Source organism: Glaciimonas sp. CA11.2, assembly GCF_034314045.1.
Lineage (GTDB): Bacteria > Pseudomonadota > Gammaproteobacteria > Burkholderiales > Burkholderiaceae_D > Glaciimonas.
In genome coordinates, this window is record NZ_JAVIWL010000001.1 from 4,440,350 (window position 1) to 4,465,814 (window position 25,465).

22 protein-coding genes are annotated in these 25,465 nt (G+C 48.8%); 8 read left to right on the top strand and 14 right to left on the bottom strand.

What is annotated here, in order from left to right; genetic code table 11:
- Nucleotides 1–5 precede the first annotated feature (5 nt).
- From cobA to RGU75_RS19350, 3 genes are all read right to left on the bottom strand, one after another.
- A complete protein-coding gene (cobA, locus tag RGU75_RS19340) occupies nucleotides 6–788 on the bottom strand; it encodes a uroporphyrinogen-III C-methyltransferase (protein ID WP_322238727.1) in 783 nt (260 codons plus the stop codon).
- 397 nt (nucleotides 789–1,185) lie between these two features.
- Nucleotides 1,186–2,808: an ABC transporter substrate-binding protein gene (locus RGU75_RS19345; RefSeq protein ID WP_322238729.1), complete on the bottom strand. Its 1,623-nt coding sequence runs from the start codon at nucleotides 2,806–2,808 to the stop codon at nucleotides 1,186–1,188.
- 282 nt (nucleotides 2,809–3,090) lie between these two features.
- Nucleotides 3,091–3,738 carry a hypothetical protein gene (locus RGU75_RS19350; RefSeq protein WP_322238730.1) on the bottom strand — a complete coding sequence of 216 codons (648 nt, stop codon included), beginning with the start codon at nucleotides 3,736–3,738 and terminating at the stop codon, nucleotides 3,091–3,093.
- Between the two features lie 477 nt (nucleotides 3,739–4,215).
- On the opposite strand from RGU75_RS19350, the gene RGU75_RS19355 reads away from it, so the two are divergent.
- The 4 genes from RGU75_RS19355 (at nucleotide 4,216) to RGU75_RS19370 (ending at nucleotide 9,857) form a co-directional block, all read left to right on the top strand.
- On the top strand, nucleotides 4,216–5,145 hold the full coding sequence (locus RGU75_RS19355) for a PIG-L deacetylase family protein (RefSeq protein ID WP_322238732.1): 930 nt from the start codon (nucleotides 4,216–4,218) through the stop codon (nucleotides 5,143–5,145).
- A 30-nt stretch (nucleotides 5,146–5,175) separates the two neighbouring features.
- Nucleotides 5,176–6,060, top strand: coding sequence for an ATP-grasp domain-containing protein (locus RGU75_RS19360; protein WP_322238734.1), 885 nt, complete (start codon nucleotides 5,176–5,178; stop codon nucleotides 6,058–6,060).
- Complete coding sequence (locus tag RGU75_RS19365; protein WP_322238736.1) at nucleotides 6,057–8,438, top strand: glycosyltransferase family 2 protein; 2,382 nt, start codon at nucleotides 6,057–6,059, stop codon at nucleotides 8,436–8,438. Before RGU75_RS19360 ends, RGU75_RS19365 begins: the two co-directional genes overlap by 4 nt.
- 153 nt (nucleotides 8,439–8,591) lie before the next feature.
- Nucleotides 8,592–9,857, top strand: a complete 1,266-nt coding sequence (locus tag RGU75_RS19370) for a tetratricopeptide repeat protein (RefSeq protein ID WP_322238738.1) — start codon at nucleotides 8,592–8,594, stop codon at nucleotides 9,855–9,857.
- A 97-nt stretch (nucleotides 9,858–9,954) separates the two neighbouring features.
- On the opposite strand, the gene RGU75_RS19375 is transcribed toward RGU75_RS19370, so the two are convergent.
- From RGU75_RS19375 to RGU75_RS19400, 6 genes are all read right to left on the bottom strand, one after another.
- The gene (locus tag RGU75_RS19375) at nucleotides 9,955–10,626 is read right to left on the bottom strand and encodes a nucleoside/nucleotide kinase family protein (RefSeq protein ID WP_322238740.1); all 672 of its coding nucleotides are present in this window, start codon (nucleotides 10,624–10,626) and stop codon (nucleotides 9,955–9,957) included.
- 147 nt (nucleotides 10,627–10,773) lie between these two features.
- Nucleotides 10,774–11,223, bottom strand: coding sequence for a MaoC family dehydratase (locus RGU75_RS19380; RefSeq protein WP_322240673.1), 450 nt, complete (start codon nucleotides 11,221–11,223; stop codon nucleotides 10,774–10,776).
- A 99-nt stretch (nucleotides 11,224–11,322) separates the two neighbouring features.
- On the bottom strand, nucleotides 11,323–12,051 hold the full coding sequence (locus tag RGU75_RS19385; RefSeq protein WP_322238742.1) for a cytochrome c biogenesis CcdA family protein: 729 nt from the start codon (nucleotides 12,049–12,051) through the stop codon (nucleotides 11,323–11,325).
- Complete coding sequence (locus RGU75_RS19390) at nucleotides 12,051–12,437, bottom strand: thioredoxin family protein (protein ID WP_322238744.1); 387 nt, start codon at nucleotides 12,435–12,437, stop codon at nucleotides 12,051–12,053. The genes RGU75_RS19385 and RGU75_RS19390 overlap by 1 nt, the downstream gene beginning before the upstream one ends.
- 192 nt (nucleotides 12,438–12,629) lie before the next feature.
- Nucleotides 12,630–13,298: a GTP cyclohydrolase II gene (gene ribA, locus RGU75_RS19395; RefSeq protein WP_322238746.1), complete on the bottom strand. Its 669-nt coding sequence runs from the start codon at nucleotides 13,296–13,298 to the stop codon at nucleotides 12,630–12,632.
- Nucleotides 13,299–13,762: 464 nt separating this feature from the next.
- Nucleotides 13,763–14,464, bottom strand: coding sequence for a pirin family protein (locus tag RGU75_RS19400; protein WP_322238747.1), 702 nt, complete (start codon nucleotides 14,462–14,464; stop codon nucleotides 13,763–13,765).
- Nucleotides 14,465–14,805: 341 nt separating this feature from the next.
- Between RGU75_RS19400 and dbpA the strand changes: the two genes are divergently transcribed.
- Nucleotides 14,806–16,194 (top strand): ATP-dependent RNA helicase DbpA, encoded by a 1,389-nt coding sequence (gene dbpA, locus RGU75_RS19405; RefSeq protein ID WP_322238749.1) that lies wholly within the window; start codon nucleotides 14,806–14,808, stop codon nucleotides 16,192–16,194.
- Between the two features lie 185 nt (nucleotides 16,195–16,379).
- Here the strand turns inward: dbpA and RGU75_RS19410 are convergent, their stop codons facing one another.
- Nucleotides 16,380–17,012, bottom strand: coding sequence for a 3'-5' exonuclease (locus RGU75_RS19410; protein ID WP_322238751.1), 633 nt, complete (start codon nucleotides 17,010–17,012; stop codon nucleotides 16,380–16,382).
- A 250-nt stretch (nucleotides 17,013–17,262) separates the two neighbouring features.
- On the opposite strand from RGU75_RS19410, the gene RGU75_RS19415 reads away from it, so the two are divergent.
- Together RGU75_RS19415 and RGU75_RS19420 are read left to right on the top strand one after the other, a co-directional pair.
- Nucleotides 17,263–17,730, top strand: coding sequence for a (2Fe-2S)-binding protein (locus RGU75_RS19415; protein WP_322238753.1), 468 nt, complete (start codon nucleotides 17,263–17,265; stop codon nucleotides 17,728–17,730).
- Nucleotides 17,727–20,090, top strand: a complete 2,364-nt coding sequence (locus RGU75_RS19420) for a xanthine dehydrogenase family protein molybdopterin-binding subunit (RefSeq protein WP_322238755.1) — start codon at nucleotides 17,727–17,729, stop codon at nucleotides 20,088–20,090. Before RGU75_RS19415 ends, RGU75_RS19420 begins: the two co-directional genes overlap by 4 nt.
- Before the next feature lie 187 nt (nucleotides 20,091–20,277).
- On the opposite strand, the gene RGU75_RS19425 is transcribed toward RGU75_RS19420, so the two are convergent.
- Nucleotides 20,278–20,544 (bottom strand): hypothetical protein, encoded by a 267-nt coding sequence (locus RGU75_RS19425; RefSeq protein WP_322238757.1) that lies wholly within the window; start codon nucleotides 20,542–20,544, stop codon nucleotides 20,278–20,280.
- A gap of 43 nt (nucleotides 20,545–20,587) precedes the next feature.
- On the opposite strand from RGU75_RS19425, the gene RGU75_RS19430 reads away from it, so the two are divergent.
- Nucleotides 20,588–20,842, top strand: a complete 255-nt coding sequence (locus RGU75_RS19430) for a hypothetical protein (protein WP_322238759.1) — start codon at nucleotides 20,588–20,590, stop codon at nucleotides 20,840–20,842.
- 313 nt (nucleotides 20,843–21,155) lie between these two features.
- On the opposite strand, the gene RGU75_RS19435 is transcribed toward RGU75_RS19430, so the two are convergent.
- The 3 genes from RGU75_RS19435 to RGU75_RS19445 all read right to left on the bottom strand — a co-directional run bounded on the left by RGU75_RS19435 (nucleotide 21,156) and on the right by RGU75_RS19445 (nucleotide 25,351).
- On the bottom strand, nucleotides 21,156–22,610 hold the full coding sequence (locus RGU75_RS19435; protein ID WP_322238761.1) for a Ppx/GppA phosphatase family protein: 1,455 nt from the start codon (nucleotides 22,608–22,610) through the stop codon (nucleotides 21,156–21,158).
- Between the two features lie 335 nt (nucleotides 22,611–22,945).
- On the bottom strand, nucleotides 22,946–24,994 hold the full coding sequence (locus tag RGU75_RS19440) for an ATP-dependent DNA helicase (RefSeq protein WP_322238763.1): 2,049 nt from the start codon (nucleotides 24,992–24,994) through the stop codon (nucleotides 22,946–22,948).
- 156 nt (nucleotides 24,995–25,150) lie between these two features.
- Entirely contained in the window at nucleotides 25,151–25,351 is a 201-nt protein-coding gene (locus RGU75_RS19445; RefSeq protein ID WP_322238765.1) for a YdcH family protein, read from the bottom strand.
- Between the last annotated feature and the right edge of the window lie 114 nt (nucleotides 25,352–25,465).

Genomic DNA, 25,465 nt, shown 5'->3' on the forward strand with positions numbered 1-25,465 from the left:
AGTTGCTAAGAATATTGCGCCAAAGATTGATCGAAATGATCAACCAGGTCAGAAGCCACCGTGTTCATCGCGCACCGCACCACATCTCCGATGACAATAATACTGGGACTGCCGAGTTGCGCGGCTGCCAATGCAGCCGGTAACTCGCCCAACGTGGTAATGAGTTGCGATTGCGCGTCCATGGTAGCCGACTGAATCACCGCTACCGGAGTCGATGCGGCCTTGCCACCAGCCATCAGCGCAGCTTGTATTTCATTGCAGCGGGCCACGCCCATGTATATCACCAGCGTCAGGCCGGTTTGGGCCAGTAACGCCCAATCCGGATTGGATTCGGGCGTTTTGCCGTGACCGGTTATGAAGATCGCGCCTTGGCTCCAGTCACGATGGGTGAGTGGTACGCCAATTGAGGACGGCGCTGCCAAACCGCTACTAATGCCATTGATTACATCGACAGCAATCCCAGCCGCCATGAGATGGTCACGCTCCTCTCCGCCGCGGCCAAACATAAAGGGATCGCCACCTTTTAGCCTGACGACGCATTGCCCGGCTTGTGCCTCGGCAATCATCAAGCGCTCGATAAAAGCTTGCGGCGTGGATTTGCACCCACCACGCTTGCCGACATGCACGATCCTGGCATCAGACTTAGCATGCTCGAGTATGGCGGGATTGACCAGATCATCGACCAAAATCACATCGGCGCTGGCAATTGCTTTGACTGCTTTTAAAGTCAGCAAATCAGGATCGCCGGGACCGGCACCGACCAAAAAGACTTTTGCGAGGTTCATCATGGGGCAGTTATATCGAATGGGTAAACTTAACACTAAGCAAGCATTGTTCCAGCAAAATCGATGTAGTGGTTATTTGTATTGATTTTTGATGATGTATCACACTCATCGACGGACTTTAGCCAACTCACGATCATTGCATTGGTCGATTAGTTGATTAGTTGATCAGTTGATTAGTGGCCTTAAGCAAACGGCTTAGGTGCGACTTTAGCTGAGTAGATAGCTGTAATACGCCCCATTCTAGCTTTATGAATGCACTATTTGAGTGAAAATTTGCGCCGTAGTGGGGAGGCACGTTAGTTCATCAATCCCACGCCCCATGCTTGTATTGCGCGAGGAGGTGCGAATGTCACACTTCCCAAGCATCACATTTCATGCCAATAAAACGCTCGCAATAGGTCTATTGCGTTAAATCAACATGTTGGAATTCATATTCACTGAACACAGACATTTTGAATCCGATCACGTTTTTACGGATGGCTGCATAACGTACTGCATGTGCGATGGAAATCCAGGGCGCTTCTTCATGCACAATAAGTTGCGCTTTCTCATAAAGTATTGCGCGCTCGGCCTGATGTGGTGTGCGCTTGGCGCTTTGTATCAGCGTCTCAAAGGCAGGATTACACCAGCGCGCTTTGTTGCCGCCGCCTTTAATACTGTCACAACCCAACAATGTAGCAAAAAAATTATCCGGGTCGCCATTGTCGCCATTCCAGCCGTACATCATGACCTGTTGCTCACCTTGATTGCTGCGCTTAACATATTCCGCCCAATCGTAAGTAGCAAGCTTGGTTTTGATCCCGATTTTTGCCCAATCCGACTGGATTAATTCTGCCATACGTTTGCCATCGGGATTGTACGGACGGGTAACGGGGAGATACCATAATTCTACCTCGGCACCATTCGGATAACCTGCCTTGGTTAATAGCGCTTTGGCCTTAATCGGGTCATAAACAACGTCGACAACCTTATCGTTGTAGGACCAGAGCGTCGGTGGGATCGGATTTTTTGCCGATTGTCCTGCGCCTTGATAGACAATATTAACTATGGCGGTCTTATCAATCGCCATAGTCAAGGCCTGACGGACCAACTTGTTATCGAATGGCTTTTTTTCCACATTAAAGGCGATGTAGCCAACGTTTAAGCCTTCTTTGCTCAGTACCGTGACGTCTGGATTAGCCTTCATCAAAGGGACATCCGCTGGTTTTGGCAAGGTCATGACCTGACACTCGTTAGCTTTTAGTTTAGCGTACCGGACCGATGCATCCGGTGTGATGGCGTAGATCAGGTTATCGAGTTTGGGACGTCCACCCCAATAGCCGTCAAAAGCCTTGTAACGGATCACGGCGTCCTTTTGATATGACACAAACTGAAACGGGCCGGTACCGAGTGGTTCGCGATTAATGATTTCCTGCATGCCGAGTGCCTTCATTTTTTCGGCGTACTCGGCCGACATAATTGCGGCAAAATCCATCCCTAAATTGGCAATGAACGGTGCTTCTGGATGCTTTAGCGTAAACACAACGGTGTAGTCATCTCGCTTCTCCACCTTATCGATGATTTTATCCATCGCCATATCCAGGTAATAGGCAAAGCTCTGCCCTGCCGGGAGTTGGTGGAACGGATGATTGGGATCGCCCATACGGTTGAAGGAAAACACGACGTCATCGGCATTAAAATCACGCGTCGGGGTAAATCGGGCATTACCCTGAAACTTGACACCTCGACGCAATTGAAAAGTGTAAGTCAGACCGTCAGCAGATGTTTTCCAGGATTCTGCCAATGCAGGTTGAATTTTAGTGGTCCCTATTTCAAAGGCCACCAATCGATCGAACACTGGCACTGATGAAGCCTGAAATGAAATAGCCGTTGTATAAAGCTGCGGATCAAACCCTTCAGGGCTGCCTTCCGAGCAGAAAACGAGTGTCTTAGGTGTCTTAGCGGCAGCAATGGCAAACCCGCCATGGAGAGTTAACATTGTCAGCAAACTGGCGGCTACAACGACATTCGATTTCGTTCGCATGCGGCTCTTTCTATTGTTTTCTTGTGACAATAAATATACCGTGGGACCTATTATTTTGACAGGGTAATTTGATGAGATGCATCATCACCGTCGTTATACAGTTGCCATACAGTTGCAAGATCGGTAAACGATACGTAGACCTGTCCGATAATGTGGCATGCAAACGTAAAAAATTAGTGAGTTGGCATTGCGGAGAAGTGATCATCAAGATCATGACGGCGCTTAAACATAAAACGGACGCCAATAGCGTCCGCTGTGTTCGCAATTTCAGACCCCACGTTTTTAGCGCGTGTCAGTGGGTTCGGTAGCCGCGCCGCCAGCATTCACGCCGCCTGATTTTCCCATAATGTCGTCATAGGGCGTTTGTACCAGCTGGAACGGGTATGCACGTGACGGAAAGCTTTCCGCCTCTTCTGTTTTTTCGGACTGTTGCGCAATGTCGGGGTTGTCCTCCAGCGCAGGCCTGATTTTGGCTCTGTCTGCGAGCACTTCCTCAGGCGTATAAGGCCGTGCCGCCGCATCGAAGCCGCTATACCCATCTTGACGCCACCCTTCAACTTGTTTTTCGATATCTAACGCACCCGCATTGCGCAAGGCTGATTGCGCTATCGGCACCAGCGCATCATCGTCTACCGTAATCGCCACCACCGCGTGGCCGCGCCGAACCGCCTCAGAATAATGGCCAATGTCTTCATGATGGCTACCAAATAGGTGAACAAGAAGATCTCGAAGGTTATCTGCGACACCAGCAACAGCGCGGCGCTTCTTATCGGATGCGGGAACATCTGATTCATGCGATCGATACGACATATGCGCTTCGTGCATGCGAACATGTACGTTGGAAGCCTCGAAACCAGATGATATCAGCGCCCGCTGAGCGTCTTGAGCGATTTCATAATTATCGAAAACACCAACCACTGTTTGTGACATATAGCCTCCTCAATTTTTGGGATACCAGCTTATATCTCTGACCCTAGTCCAAGGTTTGATTTTCAGCTAAGACTGCTGGCAGAAAATGTTTTCGTTCGTAGTCTACTCAATCGCTGGCCCAAGTCAGATGCCTCATTCTCATTCTACGCGCTTTGCTTATATTGAATTTTCGTAAGACGAATGAAAGTTTTACGCAGTTCAAAACTCCCTCTTGAACACATTTTCTGTCCCATTTTTCGCGCATCATTTATGTGGATATTTTCAGATAAAATCTAGTCTAGACAAAGTAGTGTTTTTATAATATCTTATTAAGAAGATAACCTTATTTGGGTTTAGTAGCGTTAATCTTTAGTAGATTCAATCAATGGTTGCTATCTGGAGTATTTCGTCGGGCGGATCATAGGGAGATCAGAACGATGAAAGTAAGTTAGCAGTTTCGGTAGTCTTGGTTTTCATAAAAACTAAAAAGGAAAAGCAATGTTTTCCTCCCAAGAACCAATCTTTCTGTGTTTTTTCTCAGCCATTTTGTTACTCGTGGCTTATCAACTCTACCGATTCCGTTTGGAGTTGTCAGGGTTGCGTCCCCCGGCGCGGCGCGTGATGGGTACGTTGCCTATTCTTGCTGTATTGCTGCCAACCAATAGCGTGTTTGAGTTTGCCAAACTAACGTCGAGTGGATCAGCAGTGCTGTATGCACTTGAACTGATCGGGTTCATCATTTTGGCGTTCGTCATTTTCAACCTGATCTGGTTGATTCGGTGCATCACGAAGTCCAACAAAAAATTGATCATTCTCGCCATTGGTGCGCATCCCGACGACATCGAGTTAGGTTGCGGCGCGGCGTTGCTACGCTACAAGGTCGAAGGGCATGAAACACATGGCATTGTATTTTCGGTCGGCGAAGGTGGCGTCTACGGTGCCGCTGCAAAAAATGGTAATCCACGAAGAAAAGAAGCCGAAAAAGGTGGTCGTGTGCTGCAACTTGATAGTTTGACTGTGCTGGAATTTCCTGACACCAAATTAGGCACCCGCCAGGATGACCTTAAACGCGTGATTGAAGAAGTCACTCGCCAACTTCATCCTGATTTGATATTTACCCATAATCGCCATGATCTGCATGCTGATCATCATGCTGTTTATCTGGCATCGCTGGAGGCAGCGCGTCGTGTGCCGACCATGCTTTGCTACGAAAACCCCAATACGCCACCCGATTTCCGGCCTAATTATTTTATCGACGTTTCCCTGTATCTCGAACAAAAAATTAAAGCGTTGAAGTGTCACGCAAGTCAAACCCTATCCCGTCCATATATGGAAGAGGATATCGTACAAAGCTTAGCGAGAGTGCGCGGAAGTCAGGCACGTCTGCGCGCAGCTGAAGCATTCGAAGCCATCAGATTTACGGCTTGACGATATAAATCAGGTCCTTCAGAGGCAAAGATGAGACAAACAAAAAACGTTTTGGTCACCGGCGTCGGCGGCCTTTCCGGTAAAGCTGCGATGCACGTGCTCAAGAACAAGGGATTTCGCGTGATCGCCGTCGATATGGTTCCAGTCGAGCACTGTGCTGATGCTTTCTTCTTAGTCCCGCCAGTCCGCGACCCTCGCTATATCGATGAGTTGGATGCATTATTGGCTGCTCACGATATAGGCTGGCTTTTTCCGACAGTACAGGAGGAACTCGTTCTCATTGCCGAGCGCGCGGCCCTGTATCGGCGTCGCGGAATAGCGGTTTTTGTAGGAAATCCTGAGGCAGTCGCCATTTGCGACGACAAATGGCGCACGGCGCAAACGTTGGGTGCTGCAGGTGTCGCTGTACCGAAGAGTGCTATCGGCAAATCTGGTTCGGCAGAAGTGATGCGATTGGGCTTCCCGTGCGTATCCAAACCCAGGGTTGGTCGGGGAGGTCGTGATGTTGCGGTACATGATGGACCAATCGCACCCTTGGCTGAATCCGGTGACAACAATCTTGTATGGCAAGAATTTATGCCCGGCACTGAATATGATGTGTTGATGATGCTTCCGCCAGAACAACCGCTGGAAGTGACAACCGTCATCTTCGAAAAAACACTCCTGCGGGAAGGACGTACCGGTAACGCACTGGAAGTAACACGCGTCAATGCACCGGATGTGCGCAATCTCGCCCTCTCCGCTGCTAGAACTCTGAAGTTAGTCGGTCCACTTGATATGGATATTCGGCGCGATATCAATGGCGTTGCGCATGTTCTTGAGATCAACGCGCGAATAGGCGCCCATACCCAAAAAGCACCGGAGATTTTCGATGCCATGGTAGATCTTTATGCATTGGGATATCTGGGCGGATGACCGATTTCCTGCTTACTCCGATATTGCTATTTGGCGCCGTTACATTTTATTTCGGTGTCATTTCGCTCGTTTATTTTCCCCTGGCGTTCGCCTATCTTTTTTGGGAGTGGCGGCTTTTCTCAAGGGCAAAAACTGCCCATTACACGCCGCGGGTAAGCGTTCTTGTACCTGCTTTTAACGAGGAGCGCACAATTTATCCCAGTATCCAGTCAATCCTTGATTCCGACTATCCCGATTTTGAAGTGATCGTCATCAATGACGGATCAACTGACGGGACAGCGCACGAACTTCAGCCTTTTATTGCCCATCGGCAGATTAGTTATGTGGAGAAAAAAAACGGTGGAAAGGCGTCTGCCCTGAACGCTGGCATTGCCCGCGCCACCGGTGAGATTATCTTGTTTACTGACGCCGACTCTTTATTTGAAAAAAATACTATTGGTAACGGAGTTGCGTATTTTACCGATCCTACAATTGGTGCATTGAGTGGCAATGACACGCCGCTTAATCCTAAAGGGTGGCTTCAGAAGATGCTGGTGGTGACTTCACATATAGGCACAGGCCTGGTACGCCGTGCTCTTTCAATGGCAAGAATTTTACCCATAATCCCTGGTAATCTTGGTATGGTGCGCAGTGACATTCTTCGCTCCATCGGAGGATTTCGTGAGATATGGGGCGAGGATCTGGAAATTACTTTTCGCCTGCATCGCTGCGGTGTGCGGGTGGTGTATGGCGCACGTACCAAGGTGATCGCAGAGTGCCCTCACTCTTTGCGTGGTCTGTGGAAACAAAGAGTACGGTGGGTCAGAAGTTATATCACTATCATTTTTTTGCATCGGGACATGATTGCCCGTCCGACATTCGGTGTATTCGGCGGCTACTTGCTACTGAACTTGTTCAACATGATCATTGTTCCGATTGTGCAAATGCTGAGTTTATTGCTGCTTCCCGTCGCTATGCATGCCGGTATCATCAAACTGCAGAACATGGAATGGGTTGCATACATGGGATTTGGGTCGCTATTGATCGCCGCAGTGACGGCGATCCTATTAGATAAATCTCCGCGGGACTTGCTGTATTTGCCCTACACCATGGTTCTGCTTCCGTTGAGTTACTTTTACACCGCGGTGGTGATTTACGCGATCTGGGCCGAATTACGCGCCCATAACGAAGACTGGAACAAACTTGAGCGCAGAAATCCTCTCGCCATTGCTGCGCCCGAAGATCCCTGGCGACGCCGGTTGGTATTGGGTGGGGCCACGGTGGCCAGCTTGGCGGTTGTAAGCTCGGTGATACAGCTTGATGGTGACGATTTTAGTGAGGTCGCTGAATTGTTCGAGCCAGAAAAACCGATTGGGGGCAGTCTGACGGTATCTATCCACTTTTCGGATTGGAACAACTGGCGCAGGGCTTTGGAATCGTTGCTGGTATCGCCTGGTGCAAAGCACGTTGATCGGGTTGCCGTTTCTGCAGGGCGACCTGACTGGACCTATTACAAATGGGATAGAAATACGGAGTGGTGGAGTCCAGAACAAAAAGAATCGCACGTCGATATGTTAGCCGAGACGATCACCTCGCTTGCTGCAAAGGGCTACGCCACAACGGTGACGCTGGACGTGCTTGCGCCGCGTTATCTACAACTCAATCCGCATTGTGCCGCCGTCGATATCAATGGAAAAGCAAGCCGCGACATAGTCTGCTCCACGTGCCTTGCGAACGAAGAGTATGGAGAATTACTTGATGGTGCATTTCGGGCGCTTGCCACTAAGCCAGAAGTTGAATCGATTTGTATCACCGAATTGTTTTACGACGTTCATTGCTATGACGAACGATGCCGCAAGGCATTCACGAGTGCGTCTGGACAGAGTGACTGGCCACGGCAAGGTAATGGATTAATAGACCGACTGCATCCGGCAATCGGAAAATGGCGCTCAGAACAGGTGAGTAAATCTGTTACCCGACTGTCCAGAATTGCGCGCACTTACGGCAAACAGCTGTTAGTTGATGTCCGTGTGAGTCGTGACGATCTCTCTCGCAACAGTACTGAAAACGGTCAGGATTATCGTTTGCTGTTGCCTTTAGTCGATCAGTTGGTGGTGTGGGATTACTTTGCGCTGGATGGCTTGCCGCCTAAAGTCACAGGGACAGTAGCCAAATATCTTAGTCGTCATTTTGGTGCAAAACGTTATTGGCATTCAATCGGATTATGGAATGACAAGGAGGGCGCTATAGATGCAGATCAGCTTACCCGTTCTATACGTGCAGCCCGACGAGGCGGTAGTACTAATATCTGGATTACGCCAGGAAAGTATCTGACCGATGCGCACTGGGACGCATTGGCAAAACTCAAGCTTGGAAAGGATTACACGAATCAAGTCTGACTCGGAAATCGGGTGACGAATGGTGAGTCAGGCGCTAAGTCGCGTGTGTATTACACATTAACAAACGACATACAACACCGGCGCACGCTGAAGATTTCAGCTACAAAAGCTTCTAAAAAATACGATAAAAATACTTTGACAAGGGATATAGCAATGAAGCTCAAACCGAAGGGGAATACGTTGTCTTGGGGTGCACTATTGGCTTGTCTGTCAATGGTCGCATCAGCTGCCGAAACTGACGTCGTGCCGCAGCAAAAAGAAAAAAACTATGCAGAAAAGGCGGATCAGGAGATTCAGGAATTCCATTGGAATCAAGCCATTCAGACGTATCGCGACGAACTCGCCAAAAACAATAAAAACGCGGACGCATGGCGGGGCATTGGCCGGATACTTCGCTTCGAGGGACATCTGGAAGAATCGCGGCAAGCTTACGAGAAAGCCGCAGCCCTTGAACCGGAGGATCCAAATGCTGCGCTGGGAATCGCTAATACCTACCGATTAAATCATGACTTCGACCAGGCAAAAATAAATTATGCCGCCGCGCAACAACACTGGCCGAAAGATGACGAAGTAAAACAGGCTGCCTACGATTTTGCACGCGACACCAATCCACGCATATTTGGTAGTTACGAAAGGGATCTTGCGTTTCGGACCACCACTTATGGCGCCGGAACACCGTTATTTTCGCGCGAGGATATTCAGTTTGAACACGTCAATGATGAGAGTCTTGGCGTCTATGTACGAAAAGATGAAAAGGCTACTTACAGACACTATTTCGCGTTAAATAATTTTCTGGAATTCAGATATCGGCGATCTAATTATTCTTATTCAATCCCTATAACGGACTTTTCAGCTGTCGACTGGTTCGATGAATACCGCATTCGATATAGTTATCCGATCACCCCTGAGCAAGTCGGTTCGCTGACATTCACGTACCGGCCGACCACGTTAAAAACCACGCAGCAGACATATAACTCAACCAAACTTGAGATGGAACTTCACTCTCAATGGACGCCCCGTTTTGCCACATTAGTTGGTGCAGGGGCGCTGCGCGATCTTAATGACAATCCGATTACGACTAGCGATCTGCGCACGACCAGTTTGGTAAAGGCGGGAGTGGAATATATGCTGACGCAAAAAATGCAAGTCGCGGCTACGTATATAACAAACCCGGATCTGGACAACTCGATCCACAGCAAAAGTTTGATTTTCCTGAACTATCAATGGCGCGGCGATTTATCGACAATTTTCCGCTATCGCTATGATGATTATAAAAGTGGCATCAATCAACGGATCGCCTCTCTTCTATTCCGATACACACCAAACTCCCATATTTTTTCTGAGTTTGGCGTACTGACGGCCAGTCGCGGTGGCCGCAGCGGCGTTTATCCAGAGTTGACGTTAGTTTATAAATTTTAAGAAAAATGTTTTTTTGAAAATTGCGGTAGAAAGTGGCACGTTGAAAAATGCAACAAACAACTTGACCGGCTCAGCGGACGCAACCGCGTCCGCCAGATCAGCGAGAAATGCCACTTTCGCCAGCAACCCAATTGAACACCCTGTCGGCGCGCCCTTGTGTCGATTCAATTAAAACAGCATTCGGTTCATCCGTCCGTTGTACCCACTCTTGCGCGGCCTGCTTATCACGCCCAAATTGCATGTGGCGCGCAATCAGTCGTTGTTGCCGCAAATCGGTCTCTATCGCTAAATACCAGGTTTCGTCTAGTAAGCCGGGAACCTTGCTCCAGTGGCCTCGGTCCAGTAAAAGGTAGTTTCCTTCCGTTATCACCAGTTGTATGTCTGCGGATATGGCAATCGCGCTCGCAATCGGCTCCTCTATCTCACGGCGGAATTCTGGGGCATAGATCACCTCATCCTGGGCTTGATGACGCAGCCTGTTGAGTAGTGCGGCATAACCGGCGCTATCAAAGGTGTCTTCGGCACCTTTACGACTCTGCCGGTTTAAACGGACTAATTCCTTGTTTGCCAGATGGAATCCGTCCATCGGCACCACTATCGCTCGTCCATGCAAACCCGCCACGAGCGCTTGTGCGAATGTCGATTTACCAGAGCCTGGCTGACCAACAATCCCAAGAATAAAGCGTTGACCGTTAGCTAAACGTACCCTTAACTTTTCCAGGCAGGTTTCAATGGTGCATGCGTCAGTTGTGCATGATTCGATCGTCATGGCCTTGATCACATTTGTCGTTGAATTGGTCACTACGGATTACCTTAAGTTCGTTTTTTGTAATGCCGAATTGATCGTCGCTAAAAACCGGCATCCAAGACTTGGCAACGCCGACAGAGATCGGGACCGAGAATGTTTTGTCAGTCGTTAATCCTTAGCTTGTTTGCTCCATACCATCAGCTTTGCGACCAATAATTGCACAACATCTCCGCTTTGATTTATTGTCTGGGATCTAACTTGTATCATGCCGCGGTCAGGACGGGATCTCGATGGCGTAAGAGATATTACTTCACTCTCTACATGCAGCACATCGCCGGGTCGGGTTGCCTTGGGCCAGGTAATTTCTCCGCCCGCACCGATAATGCCACCAGCCAGCGGCATTCCGCTTTCTACCAGTAAGCGCATTGTGATCGCCGCAGTGTGCCAACCGCTTGCCGCCAAGCCGCCAAAGAACGTATCTTGGGCGGCAACCTCGTCCAAATGAAACGGCTGAGGATCGAATTGATGTGCAAAGCGTTTGATTTCCTCCGCAGTCATTTGATGCGAGGCGGATATAAATTGTTGACCGAGAAAAATATCTTCCAGATACAAGTGCATCTCTTTGATGATTTCAGCGGGATCGCTACCATCAACACCAGAATGCGTATTCGTCATTGGTATATCTTTCTTTAGCAAAGTATTGTTCTAGCAACCCATCTACATACTTGTCGTCAAGACGGTTAGCCAATCTGGGCTGATAGATAGCAACCAACTTTCAAGAGCGCGATCCAGACCGCTCAGCATTAATCCACCCACGATCATCATCATGACGCCGAGTAAAGTTTTACCATATTGACCGAAGGTGAGTAATTTTCCGCGGAAGCGTCCAAATCCAGCACGTGACGCCATGCCGAGTACTATCAAAGGCAATCCGGCACCGATCCCGAAAATGATCATTAGCAATGCAATCTGCGGCAGACTCTTACCTTGCGAAGCCAGCGTTGTTGCGGCTCCTAAAGTTGGTCCAACACAGGGAGTCCATATCACGCCAAGCAGTAATCCTATAACAAATTGGCCTGGAATACCGTCCAGTTGCACGCGGGACAATACATCACTGGCCAACCCTCCGATACCAGCCAACGCCGCAGACCAACGTTGCTGCAAGCTCGCTGACACCATCAATAGCCCAAACAAAATAAACAAGATTGCGGCAGCCAGGCGAAATGTATCTTGACCTAAGCCAATTGATGCGCCAATGGCGGCTATGAATACGCCTAATAGGGAAAACGAGAGTGCCAGTCCAGCAGCAAGTGCCAACACGCCAAATCGATGTGCGGTGATTGCTGAAGTAAGCAGGATGGGGACGAGTGGCAAAACGCAGGGTGACAGAATGGACAAAACACCCGCCACAAAACTCAGACCGTAACTAGCAAGTCCAAAATCCATTAAAGTGCTTGCGCAAACGTCGCCTGGATTGCTGCTTTGGTGGTCTGCCCGGTCGCGCGCGTCACTTCTTTGCCACCCTTGAAGACAACAAAGGTCGATTGCTGACTGATATGCATGACTTTTTTGAGCGCTATTTCTTTATCGTAATCCGCCACAAGCAGAGTGATACTTTGCATATCCGGCTGCTTTAACAGACTATCAACGATAGGTTTTTGTACCTTGCAAGTCGGACACCAGTCCGCGTGAAAATAAACAATTGCGGGCTTGCCTTCAGCTTGTAATTTTTCGAATGCAGTTTGACTAAAAGCTATTTCACCGGCATTAGCGGCAAACGATGTTATTAGCATCGCACTCCCTAATAAGGCTGTTGAAAGAAATTTGCGCATGGCACTCTCCAATAAGAATTAGATGGATTGATAGAAAACCTAGATTGCCGCATAGAAAATATCGGCTAAGTTTAGTCTTTAGGTTTAACCTTTAACCACTAACAACGCCTAACGCGGGTATTAAACAATCAGTGCGCCGTTCTAAATATCGCTGCATAAACTATCTTATAAATGTGCACTCAAGGTGCGTTCTCAGACACTTTCATCTTGATGTTCAGCGCCCTCATTTGGCAAAAAATGCCCTAATTTAGCCGACTTGGTATCCAGATAACGGGTATTAAACGGATTTCTGTTCAAAATCAACGGTATGCGCTCAACTACCGGCACGCCCATCTTTTTAAGTGCGTCCATCTTGCGCGGATTATTAGTCATCAGACGCAATGTCTTGATTCCCAAATGCTGCAGCATTGGCTCGCACATACCGTAGTGGCGCAAATCATCGGCAAAACCCAATTGCTGATTCGCTTCGACGGTATCGGCACCAGAATCCTGAATGCGGTAAGCACGAATTTTATTAACTAATCCGATTCCACGTCCTTCCTGACGCAAATACAATATGGCGCCGCGCCCTTCTGCCGCAATTTGCTGGAGCGATCCTTCTAATTGGGCGCCACAATCACAACGTTGGCTAAAGAGCGCATCGCCAGTCAGGCATTCCGAGTGGATACGGGCTAAAACCGGCAAACCGTCTGTTACATCGCCTAAGACGAGTGCCAGATGTTCTTTACCAGAAGGATGATCGATAAAAGCGTGGAGCTGAAATGTAGCCCAAGGAGTCGGCAGTTCGCAAGAGGTGACGTATTCCAGTGATTCGTGGATTTGGGCTGCTGCGGCGTTACAAGGTGTAATGTGGGTGCTCATAGATCGATGCGTTACTTCAATATAAAAAGCACGCCATTAGGTGCATGACGTGCCTTGCCAACAGATTAAATAACTCAGGCTGGAATTAATTCAGTCATCGTACACCGAGAATAGGAAAGCGCGCTGACCATTGCCTTTTCGCCTAACGTCATCTCTTCGGTAGCAATGAGGTCAATACTGCTGAAGCCGGTAAATTGCCATACTGAACGCTAATAGGTTTCATAAAAACCATTGGTCATTGCGCCTGCGTAGCTAAAAGCGCTTCCAGATTACCTTGATATAATGACCTTTTCCCCCAAAACAAGCCCAACGATATTATTTTGGGGTATTTAAAACGCGGACTGCTGGACCTCATGCCGTCGATTCGCGCTTTAAAGTCTCATAATAATTGTACATCGGGCCGCCGCTCAAGATGACATTCACTTCAGGCATTACTTTTATCACGCATCTGATGAAGTAAAGAGTTAATACGGCAAATCGAATACCAATATTTCAGCCGCCTCTGCATCGCTTAAAGAGATTAACGATTCATCTGAAATTTTCAGTGCATCACCTGTGAATAACGCGATCCCGTTCACCGTAACCGCACCGCGTATCACGTGTATATACCCAGTACGTCCTGCCGCTAAAGCATGTGAAATTGCATCTTTTGGACCCAAAAGGCCGGCGTAAATGCAAGCGTCCTGATGTATCAATACCGTCCCGTCGCGCCCGTCAGATGACGCTATAAGGCGTAGCTGACCTTGTTTGGACGCTGGAGTGAAATGCTTCTCCTCATACCCAGGTGGAATGCCTTTGACGTCTGGCTCTATCCAAATTTGCAAAAAATGTAGTGCTTCAGAAGGTGAGCTATTAAATTCGCTATGCCTTACGCCTGTTCCTGCGCTCATCCGTTGTACATCGCCATAGTGCAATACAGAGCCCGTCCCCATACTGTCTTTGTGCTCCAATGCACCATCGAGCACATAGGAAATAATTTCCATATCACGATGACCATGCGTCCCGAAGCCCTGCCCTGGCGCAACTCTGTCTTCGTTGATCACCAATAGCGGGCCGAAACCGGTGTGCTGCGCATCTTGATAGTGACCAAATGAAAATGTATGTCTGGATTGCAGCCATCCGTGGTCGGCTACACCGCGATCACCGCTTTTACGCACTTGTAACATGATGCTCTCCGTTTCTGAATTGACGATTATTTCGATAATGTCGATAGCTTCGCAATGATGGTCACCACTTACCTAAGTAACGCCTATTGATGCATCGATAGGTCTAATTATGATCGACAACAAATCAAAAGAAAAACGGAAAGTTTTCATATCTATTATCGAAAAAATCGAACATATAAATAAAAACGCCTATTTTGTGCTTGCATTTTTCGATTTGGATGCGATAAACGTCACTTAAGTGCTTTTTAGATATTAAAATACATCAAAAAAGCCATCATATCTGGCCCTAAACCGGTGCGCCTGTTAGACTTCCCTCCCCCTTTCTGTCGACTAACGCCACCGTGACTACTTCCTCTTTCTCCAATCTCCCCTTGTCACCAGCGCTTTTGCGTAACCTCGACAGTCTCGGTTATCACGAAATGACGACCATTCAGGCACAAAGCCTGCCTGTGATTCTGGAGCGACGCGATTTGATAGCGCAGGCTAAAACGGGTAGCGGCAAAACCGCCGCGTTTGGTATCGGGATTCTGCATAAACTCAATCCAACCTATTTCGCCATTCAGGCACTGGTTCTATGTCCAACCCGTGAACTCGCCGATCAGGTAGCAAAAGAATTGCGAAGATTGGCACGCCTGGAAGATAACGTCAAAATATTGACCCTCTGCGGCGGCTCGCCGATGGGACCACAAATTGGGTCGTTGGAACACGGCGCGCACATCATTGTCGGCACACCTGGACGGATACGCGACCATATCGGGCGCGGCACCATCAATTTGTCGACAGTGCAAACCCTGGTTCTGGATGAAGCTGATCGCATGGTTGATATGGGCTTTTACGAAGAAATTTCAGGAATCGTCAGTGCTTGTCCGAAGCGCCGTCAGACGCTGCTGTTCTCGGCCACGTATCCCGATGATATACGCAAAGCGAGTGCTGAATTTCTACGCCAACCGGTTGAGGTAAAAGTCGAGGCCCAACATGATTCGGGCCAGATTGAACAGCGCTTTTATGAGGTCTCTTACGATGGCCGTAACGCAGCGGTCGCACAGTTGCTGAATCATTACAAACCAGTGTCAACAATTGCCTTTTGCAACACCAAAATTCATTGCCGCGAATTAGCCGCGGAATTGCGCGATCAGGGTTTTAGTGCGCTGGCGTTATACGGTGAGCTTGAACAGCGCGAACGCGATGAGATTTTGGTGCAGTTTGCTAATCAAAGTTGTTCGGTATTGGTTGCTACCGATGTCGCCGCACGTGGCTTGGATATTCAGACTTTGGGAGCGGTAATCAACGTTGATGTGTCGAAGGATACTGAAGTGCATATTCATCGCATCGGCCGCACTGGTCGCGGTCATGACAAAGGCCTTGCGCTGAGTCTGTGTGCGCCAAATGAAAAAAAATGGGTCAAGCTAATTGAAGACTATCAAAAAGGACCGGTCACCTGGTTTGATCTGGCTACGCTAGAGCCTGCCGAAGGCGGACCACTACAAGCGCCAATGGTGACGCTATGCATCATGGGCGGCAAAAAAGACAAGCTACGTCCGGGTGATCTCTTGGGCGCACTGACCGGCGATGTTGGCCTGACCAAAGATCAAGTAGGAAAAATCAGCGTATTTGAATTCATGACGTATGTCGCACTCGAGCGTCGCATGGCAAAACACGCTTTTTCTAGCTTGAGTAATGGCAATATTAAAGGTCGCAGTTTTAAGATGCGCTTTATTTCCGAGTTGTAAAAGGAAATAGGACAAAAACAAAAAACGCCACACATTCGCTCGCTACAGATAGTTCAATGTAAGTGTGGATGGTGGCGCACGATGGTGGAATGCCACCGTTTCGCAGTTTATGAAGCGGCAATACTCGCCAGAGCTTAGTTCTTACACTCAAGACTCAAGACTCATCAATACTGAATACTCAACACTCAAGCGCGTCCTGATAATTGTCGGGCCAGAAAATCTGGCACCTTTGCAGCGGTTAACTTATTCACCGATACCAGCAAATCCGGATCTATCGATGACACACGATAGGTTTGCGACAAGCTTTTAGCAACATGAAGTAGTAAATTTGCGGATACTTCAGCATCGGCTTCTGCTCTATGCGCTGTGCCGTGAAATGGAATCCGCAGCGCAGACGCAAGCGATCCAAGTTTGTAGCTCGTCATCCCCGGAAACACGCGGCGCGACAATTTTAACGAGCAAATCAATGCGTTATAACGTGGCTGCAAATCCAGCGCAGCGCTCTCCGCCAAGAGAAACTTTGCGTCAAAACTAGCATTGTGTGCCGCCAACGCATCGCAACCAATAAACTTTAAGAGTTCCGGGATCACCTTAGAGACCGGCGGTGCGCTATTGACCATTGTTTGAGAGATACCTGTCAGTTGCGAAATAAACGACGGAATCACTACACCGCAATTAACCAGCGACACGAAGCGCTCGACTATTTTGCCCTCCACTATTCGTAACGCTGCGACTTCGGTGATACGGTCGCCCATTGCAGGACTCAACCCGGTGGTCTCGAAATCGAGCATGACGATCGGTTTTTGAAATACGGACATGAATCCTCAGAAAGCAAATTTTTTGATGAGCGAATATTACAGCATGGGGTCGCGCGCAAGCGAAAGTTTGCGTCGAGAACCCTGACGAATCAATACGAGCAGTTTTATAACAGAACAAAAAAGCGGCAAAACCCATACTTTTCAACATGAAAGCGAAAGCAAGATTACAATCCATCAACATCTATGCCAGGGACTGGCTGGGTCATGACCACCTCCATCATTAGGCAAACATCTCAAGTTGGAAAACAAAATGACAACATTAAATATAAATGGCAAGCAACATACTGTTGACTTACCAGAAGACACGCCGATCTTATGGACACTGCGCGACAATGTCGGTTTAACGGGGACAAAATTTGGTTGCGGAATGGCGCTATGTGGTGCGTGCACCGTCCATCTTGATGGTGCACCGATACGCTCATGCGTGACACCAATCAGTGCAGCGGTAGGAAAAAAAATTACCACTATCGAAATGATCGCCAACGATGGTTTGGGCAAAGCGATTCAACAAGCCTGGGTTGCACTCGGCGTACCGCAATGCGGTTATTGTCAGGCCGGACAAATAATGTCAGCTAGCGCTTTGCTGAAAACCATACCGAAACCGACAGACGAAGAAATCGACAACGCAATGAGTGGCAATATTTGCCGCTGCGGTACCTACACCCGTATCAAAGCTGCCATCAAGCAAGTCGCCGCCAATAATGGAGTCGCAAAATGAGCGCAACCTTTGATAATGAAGAAACGCATTTTGAGTCAACATCAGCCATTGAAATTAGCGCTGCGCAGACTGGTGCACACACCATCTCGCGTCGATCGTGGCTGAAAGGCGCCGGTGCGTTCACTGGTCTTGCGCTGACCGTGGGTGTTCACGGCCTTGTCAGCGCTGCTGATGTACCGGTCCCAGAAAAAAAATATGGTGGCGCGGCAATGTCGGGCGCCACAGTCGACAATCCACTCGTTTTTGTTTCAATCGGAACCAATGGCATCGTAACGATCGTTGCCCATCGCTCGGAAATGGGCCAAGGCATCCGTAGTAGTCTGCCGCTCGTCGTTGCTGAAGAGCTTGAGGCTGACTGGAGTCGCGTCCGTGTGGTCCAGGCAAATGCTGACGAAAGTCGTTTCGGTAATCAAAACACCGATGGTTCCCGTAGCATGCGCCACTTTTTCACGCCAATGCGTCAGGTGGGCGCCACTGCGCGTCTGATGCTGGAAACCGCAGCAGCGAATCGTTGGGAAGTGCCAGTCTCAGAAGTCAGCGCCAAAAATCATGAGATTCATCATGCGAAATCCGGTCGCAAACTCAGTTATGGTTCATTGGCTGCCGATGCAGCTAAGTTGCCTTTACCAGCACCCGCGCTCATTCGCCTGAAAGATTCGGCGCAGTTTCGGTACATCGGCAAAGACAAATTCTCTAGCGTCGACTTTCAAAATATCGTTACGGGGAATACCCAATACGGTATCGATACCCGGATAGATGGAATGGTGTATGCGGTTATCGCGCGTCCTCCAGTATTTGGTGGCAAAGTCGCCAGCTTTGACTCGGCTGATGCGATGAAGGTACCGGGCGTCATCCGAATCGTCGAATTGCAAGGCAGTCCGCCACCGGCCTTATTTAATCCCCTAGGCGGCATTGCCGTCATCGCCAGTAATACGTGGGCAGCGATCAAGGGCCGCGAGGCATTGAAGATCAAATGGGATGACGGCCCAAATGCTGCTTATGACTCAACCACCTTCAAGGTAACGCTGCAAGAAGCCGCACGCAAACCAGCCAAAGTCATGCGTAATGACGGCGACACCATGGCTGTGCTGGAAAAGTCTGGAAAACAGATAGTAGCCGAATATTATATTCCGCATCTGGCCCATGCAAGCATGGAACCGCCAGCGGCAACTGCACGCATTGTTGACGGCAAATGTGAAATCTGGGCCTGTGTTCAAAATCCGCAGGCAACGCTTAAGACGGTTGCCGGAACCCTTGGTTTGAAACCCGAGGATGTAAAAATCAATGTTACGTTGCTCGGTGGTGGATTCGGTCGTAAATCGAAGCCAGACTTCGCAGCAGAGGCCGCGCTGCTGTCGAAAGCAATGGATGGCAAGCCCGTAAAACTGACGTGGACCCGCGAAGATGATCTGCGTCATGACTATTTGCATACTGTATCGCTGGAACATCTTGAAACTACGCTTGACGATAAAGGCATGCCACTAGCCTGGTTGCATCGTAGCGCTGCGCCGACTATTTCATCTACTTTCGTCCTGGGCGCGATGGGTGAATCGGCTGGCGAACTGGGAATGAGTGCAATCAATATTCCTTTCGTGATTCCAAACATTCGGGTAGAAGCACCGCCAGTACCGGCGCATACCCGTATTGGCTGGTTCCGCTCCGTCTACAACATTCCTCACGCCTTTGCAGTGCAATCGTTCGTTGCTGAACTGGCTGCTGCGGCTAAGCGTGATCATCGCGAATATTTGCTGGAACTGATTGGACCAGCACGCAAAATCGCTCCGAAAGACATGTCCGACACCACCAACTATGGGGAATCGCCGACGCTTTATCCGCTCGACGCCGGTCGCATGCGTAATGTGGTGGAACTCGCTACGCGTGAAGCTGGTTGGGGACGTAAAGTTGCCAAGGGACACGGATTGGGTCTGGCGGTCGCGTATAGCTTTATGAGCTATGTTGCGGCTGTGATCGAGGTTGCTGTCAGCGATGATGGCACGATCAGTATTCCTCGGGTTGACGTGGCTATCGATTGCGGGCCAGCTATCACACCTGATCGTATCCGCTCGCAAGTTGAAGGCGCCTGCATCATGGGCCTGAGTCTGGCGATGAGCGGTGAGATTACCTTCAAAAACGGTGCGGTAGTGCAAGGTAACTTTCATGAGTATGAAGTCATGCGTTCACTCGCTGCGCCGAAGGATATCCACGTGCATATCGTCCAACACGCCTATGACATGGCGTTAGGTGGCGTGGGAGAGCCCGGAACGCCGCCGATTGCACCTGCGTTATGCAATGCGATCTTTGCCGCAACTGGCAAGCGGATCCGCGATTTGCCGATTCGGGAGCAATTGAAAAAGGCTTAAAAACTGTCTTTGTCGTTTTAGCAGGCTTGCTTGCTGCCTTGATCTTGAATGAAAAAATCCCGATAGTGATATCGGGATTTTTTTGTATGATGGCTATGCTATATCTGCAGTGTGGTTTATAGCTAATCGTAATGCTTCACATTACTGGGCAATCAACGCTAAGCATACCACTTAGCCCAACCCCGGGTTATTTCTCTTTTTTTGGACGTCCGGCTTTCACCAACGGCAAGCTGGCAATCGCGGCTTTCAACTTAGCATTGTCCAGGTTTTTGATCAGCGCAACGCCGATTCTCAACAGTTCGCTTTTCTTTACTGCCAAGCCAGCCTTGAGGCAGGCCTTCTTGACGTCGCTCAGAACTTGATATTCATCTTCCGGCATGGTGAAGCTATCGCGGACCAGTTTGGCTTTCTTTGCTTTTACTTTTGGTTCAGTGACTGGTTTAACCGGGCTCATTGGCGTTGCAACAGTCTTCGGTACTTGCAGAACTGGTGCGCTTATGGCGGTCTTTTTAGCTGGCGCTGCAACTGTTTTTGCTGGTGCTACTTTTTTTGGTGCTACTTTTTTTGGTGTCACGGTTTTTTTTGCTGTGATGGGTGCTTTTGGGGCCTTTAGCGTTTTCGCAGGGGCTTTCGCTACCAATTTCACGGGTGCAGTTTTTTTTACGACGGCTTTAACTACCGGTTTTTTTGTCACTGCAATAGCTGGCTTGGTGGGTGCTCGGGTAACCATAAATACTCCAAAAATTAAATAGTATAAATAATATATGCAATTTAATTGAAATTAGCAAGCCTATGTTTCCAAAAGACATCATTATTATTGCTATCTGACTGTAACAGCAGAGAAATTGAGGCTAAATCGCACCGAAAGTTGAAATCAAACAGCGAGGCAACTCCGAGAAGCTTTACAGTCTCGGAGATTGGTCTGGTTTATCAATTGAAATAGGGGTAGTAAAGAAGATAATGATCGCAGTCATTAATAACCAATATTCAGACATTAAATCGATGAATATCGGTATTTACCGCAGGGTAATTAGGCGGCCTTCCCGACTGTTAAGGAATGGCAGCTCAAATCCGCTTGATAGCAAATTCAACGCCAATTTCACGCCACCATTCCCGTTCTTTTTCCATCCAATAAGTTGCAGTCGGATGGTCTGCGACCCATTCGCGCTTAATGTCGAGTTCAATTTTGCTTTTCATCTTAACGCGTAGTTCGTCGAGGTCAACCTCAATCCGTGAGTGCAGAAACATGACCGCCAGTCGCAATGCAAGAACTGCTTTGGAGAAATCAGCGTCAAGCAAACTCTCACTAATTTTCCGTAAGTTGCCCTTCTGTCCCAGAATCAAATGACTCATCGTCTTTTGTTCCCTTGTGGTAAACCCTGACAAATCAGCGTTGGCAATCAGATAGGAAGCATGTTTGTGATAACCACTTTGCGATACAACCAGGCCGACTTCGTGCAACAAACCACTCCAATGCAGATACTTTTCAAGCACGTCATTGCTGGGCTTAAGTAAGCTAAACAACGTGCTGGCAGTCTCCGCAACGCGATTGGCGCGCAATTGATCTACGTGGAAGCGCTGCGCAAAATCACGCACGGATTGCTCGCGCCGATCCAGACGCGTGCCGCGTAATTGCAGATCCCACATGACACCCATGCGTAACCCGGCTTCAATCGGGGTCAATACTTCAATTCCCAGTTCTTGCATCAAACCGCTCAATACAGCCACGCCGCCAACAATGACAGTCGCCCTGTCCGGCTTCATACCAACCATATCAATCCGGCTGACATGCCCCATTTCAATAAACCGCTCTTTCAGCGCTTCCAGACTTTTGTAAGATAAGCGTCGATCACCGAGGTTATTTTTTTCGATCGTTTCTGCGATTGCGCGAATCGTGCCCGATGAACCGTAAGCGTTTGTCCAGTTTTGTGGACGATAAGGCGGTGCGGCATCTTCAAAATGACTGCGCGCAGAGAGAATTGCTGCGGCATAAGCCGCACTGGTGATGCTTCCGCTGGGGAAAAACGCCAAACTTTGATTCACTGTCCCGATGCCAAACGATTCGACCCGTTCAATTTGCTGGCCACGACCCAAAATCAATTCGGTAGAACCACCGCCAATATCCAATACCAGCCGTTTTTCATTCGGCAAACGCAGCATGCTGGCGACGCCCATATAAATCAGACGACCTTCTTCCTCACCAGAAATAATTTCGATGGGATAACCAATGGCTGCCTCTAACGCGGGTAAAAATGCAGCAGCATTTTTTGCTATGCGTAACGTGTTGGTCGCAACCACACGCACCGCCTCGAGTTGATAGTCTTCTAAAATAGTACGGAAGCGCCCGAGAGAATCAAGTGCAGTCTGCATTGCTACTTCGGTCAAATTGCCTTTGCTATCGAGACCTCCAGCCAGACGAATGGGATCTCGCGCACTCTTAATGACGCGAATGGCATCACCATTGTATTTGCCAATATGTAACCGAAAACTATTCGAACCCAGATCGACCGCTGCAAACATGACATCCTCACAATCTATACAACACTGCACTACATTTAACGATTACAAACTTGAAACTTGACTGGTTTTCAGGGATATAAGATGAAAGAGAAAGCCCTGATCAAAGGCTTTCGACTGCTAGAACAATAAATCCGGATTGTTACCAGTGCATGACATACATACAAACTACTGGAATGGCTATTGTGTGGAAACCAACCGTTGAGCCTTAATTGCAGGGCCGACCAATCGCTTCCACGCTTTGATTTGGACATATTACGTCAGGTGCTTTCGCCATGACTTTAACATCATCCAACACATTTACTCGATGGGTGAATCGTGACGGTGCGGTTCAATGGTCAAACAGCTAGTGGGACAGTGTTAAAAAATTCAGTCGCCACACTAAGATCACGAGTGCGCTTGAACGGTGGCAAACTTTGCCAGATCCGCTTGCCGTAACCTTTTGAAATAAGGCGGGGATCGCAAATCATCAATACACCGCGATCAGTTTCATCACGAATCAAGCGGCCTGCACCCTGCTTCAAATTGATAATCGCTGCTGGCAGTTGATGATGCATAAAACCGTTCATTCCCTTTTTTTCCAAAGCCTCGATACGCGCGGCCAGCACCGGATCGTCCGGTGGAGAAAATGGCAATTTGTCGATAATGACCAGCGATAATGCTTCGCCACGCACGTCAACACCCTCCCAAAAGCTTTGGCTACCGATCAATACGGCGTTACCGGCAGCCCGAAAACGATCGAGCAACTCTGTCCGCCCTGCTTCGCCCTGCACTAACAATGGAAACGGCAGATTCCGCTCTTCGAATTCTGCCCGCAACCTTTCAGCCGCCCGATTGACCGCACGGATGGTCGTGCAAAGCAGGAATGTCCTACCGCCAGCTGCCTCAATGACGGGTAAAGCAGCGTCGATCACAGCGTCTGTATATTCCGGCGAGTTTGGCTGTGGCAAATTTTGCGGCACGTATAACAGGCCTTGCTCACCATACTCAAAGGGACTCGGCCAGGATTGCGCCGGTTCACCAGCAAGACCCATTTGTGACGCGTAATGCTGAAAATCGTTTTTTACCGCCAGCGTAGCTGAGGTAAAAATCCAGGTGCGTGGAACACCTTCACGCTGTTTATTAAAAATCGGCGCAATGGAAAGCGGGGTCTGATGCAATTGTAATGACGTAGAAAATGCCTCCACCCACAACACGCGGCCTTCAGCGTCGCCGTGTACCGCATCTTTAATACTGCTGGTCTTGACTTTGGATTTAACCGACTCCGGCTTATTCCAGGCATCAATCCGCATCCCAAGTTCAATCGCCCGAGTGCGGCATTGCTCGATAGTTTCAGCACGTTCCGCCTGTTTTTCCAGCGTCGCGATCATTCCGTCAAACTCTTGGCGCAAAGTCTCCAGAGCAGAAAAAAACACGCTAGAAGGCGCAATCTGGTTGACCGCCAGGCGCACCACATCTTGCGGGAACGCCAGCCGCAAATCACGGGCGGCTTTCTCGACCGGCATCACTACTTTGGCCCAGTCAGCGCCATCGCGGGCATGCGACAGGCCTTCTGCCAACACGTCGCGGCATAGTTCGAGAATATGCGAGGTGGAAACTGTATCGCCAAAAAATAATGTGGCGACTTCAGGTAATTGATGGGCTTCATCGAAAATGATCGTATTGGCGGAGGGCAGTAGCTCAGCTACGCCGGTATCCTTTAAGGCCACGTCAGCAAAGAACAGATGATGATTGACCACCACGATATCTGCTTGCTGCGCCTCTTTACGCGCCTTCATGACAAAACAATCCTGATAGTACTGACACTCTGCGCCAAGACACGTGTCGCGCGTCGACGTAACCAGATTCCAGATGAGCGCAGTTTCGGGGACTTTTGACAATTCGGCCTTGTCACCGGAACTGGTGGTCTTCATAAAGCGTGAAATCTCGCGTAAATGACCGGTGTCCTCGCGAGAAGTCATGCGTCCATTCTGAAGCGTTCGCTCCAAATGAAAATGGCATACATAATTGGCGCGCCCCTTTAGTAGCGCTATCGACACCGGGGCGCTGAGAGCTTTGCGTACTGTGGGAATATCACGTAAAAATAATTGATCCTGCAAGTTCTTCGTGCCAGTCGAGACGATAACTTTACCACCCCATAATAGGGCTGGAACCAGATAGGCGAACGTCTTTCCCGTGCCGGTACCTGCCTCTGCAATAAGTGTTGTCTGCTGCGCGATAGCTTCCGCAATCGCTTTCGCCATTTCGGTCTGGGCCATTCGCGGGCGAAATCCACCGACAATCTGTCCTAACGGGCCACCAGGACCAAATAGTTGATCGATATCGGCGTCGTGTGTGCCAGCAATTTTGGCGCTTTCGGCAATGGTAATGGATGTATCTTCGGTCAAAGTAACTGTCAGTAATAGGCTTGAAGGATAGGTTTTAAGGCCTTAGGAGCTTGGCACCTGAGATAAAACGAAAAGGTATCGCTAAGATAAAGGAGCCTAGCGGTCATCCTCACCTGAGGGAACTGCGACTACGCTATCTCATTCACTTAGGTTTATCTATGCTGGAATATCCGGAATTAATTGCATTTTTAAGAGCGTAATGTGATCTTTTAGTTGCAGTTTGCGTTTCTTCAGGCGTCGCAATTGTAACTCTTCGCGCCTTACCTCGTTAGCCATCACCTCAATCACAGCATCGAGATCACGATGTTCGACTTCAAGCTCGATGATTCGGCGGTGAATATCTTCACGATCTAACATAGTCACGTTCCCGCATTAAAATTCTATAAATGTTAGGAAAATATCTTATCTTTGATACAAGATATTCCTGCGTATAATAATTTTTTAGATAATCCCAGAAAGCTAGCGACTTGT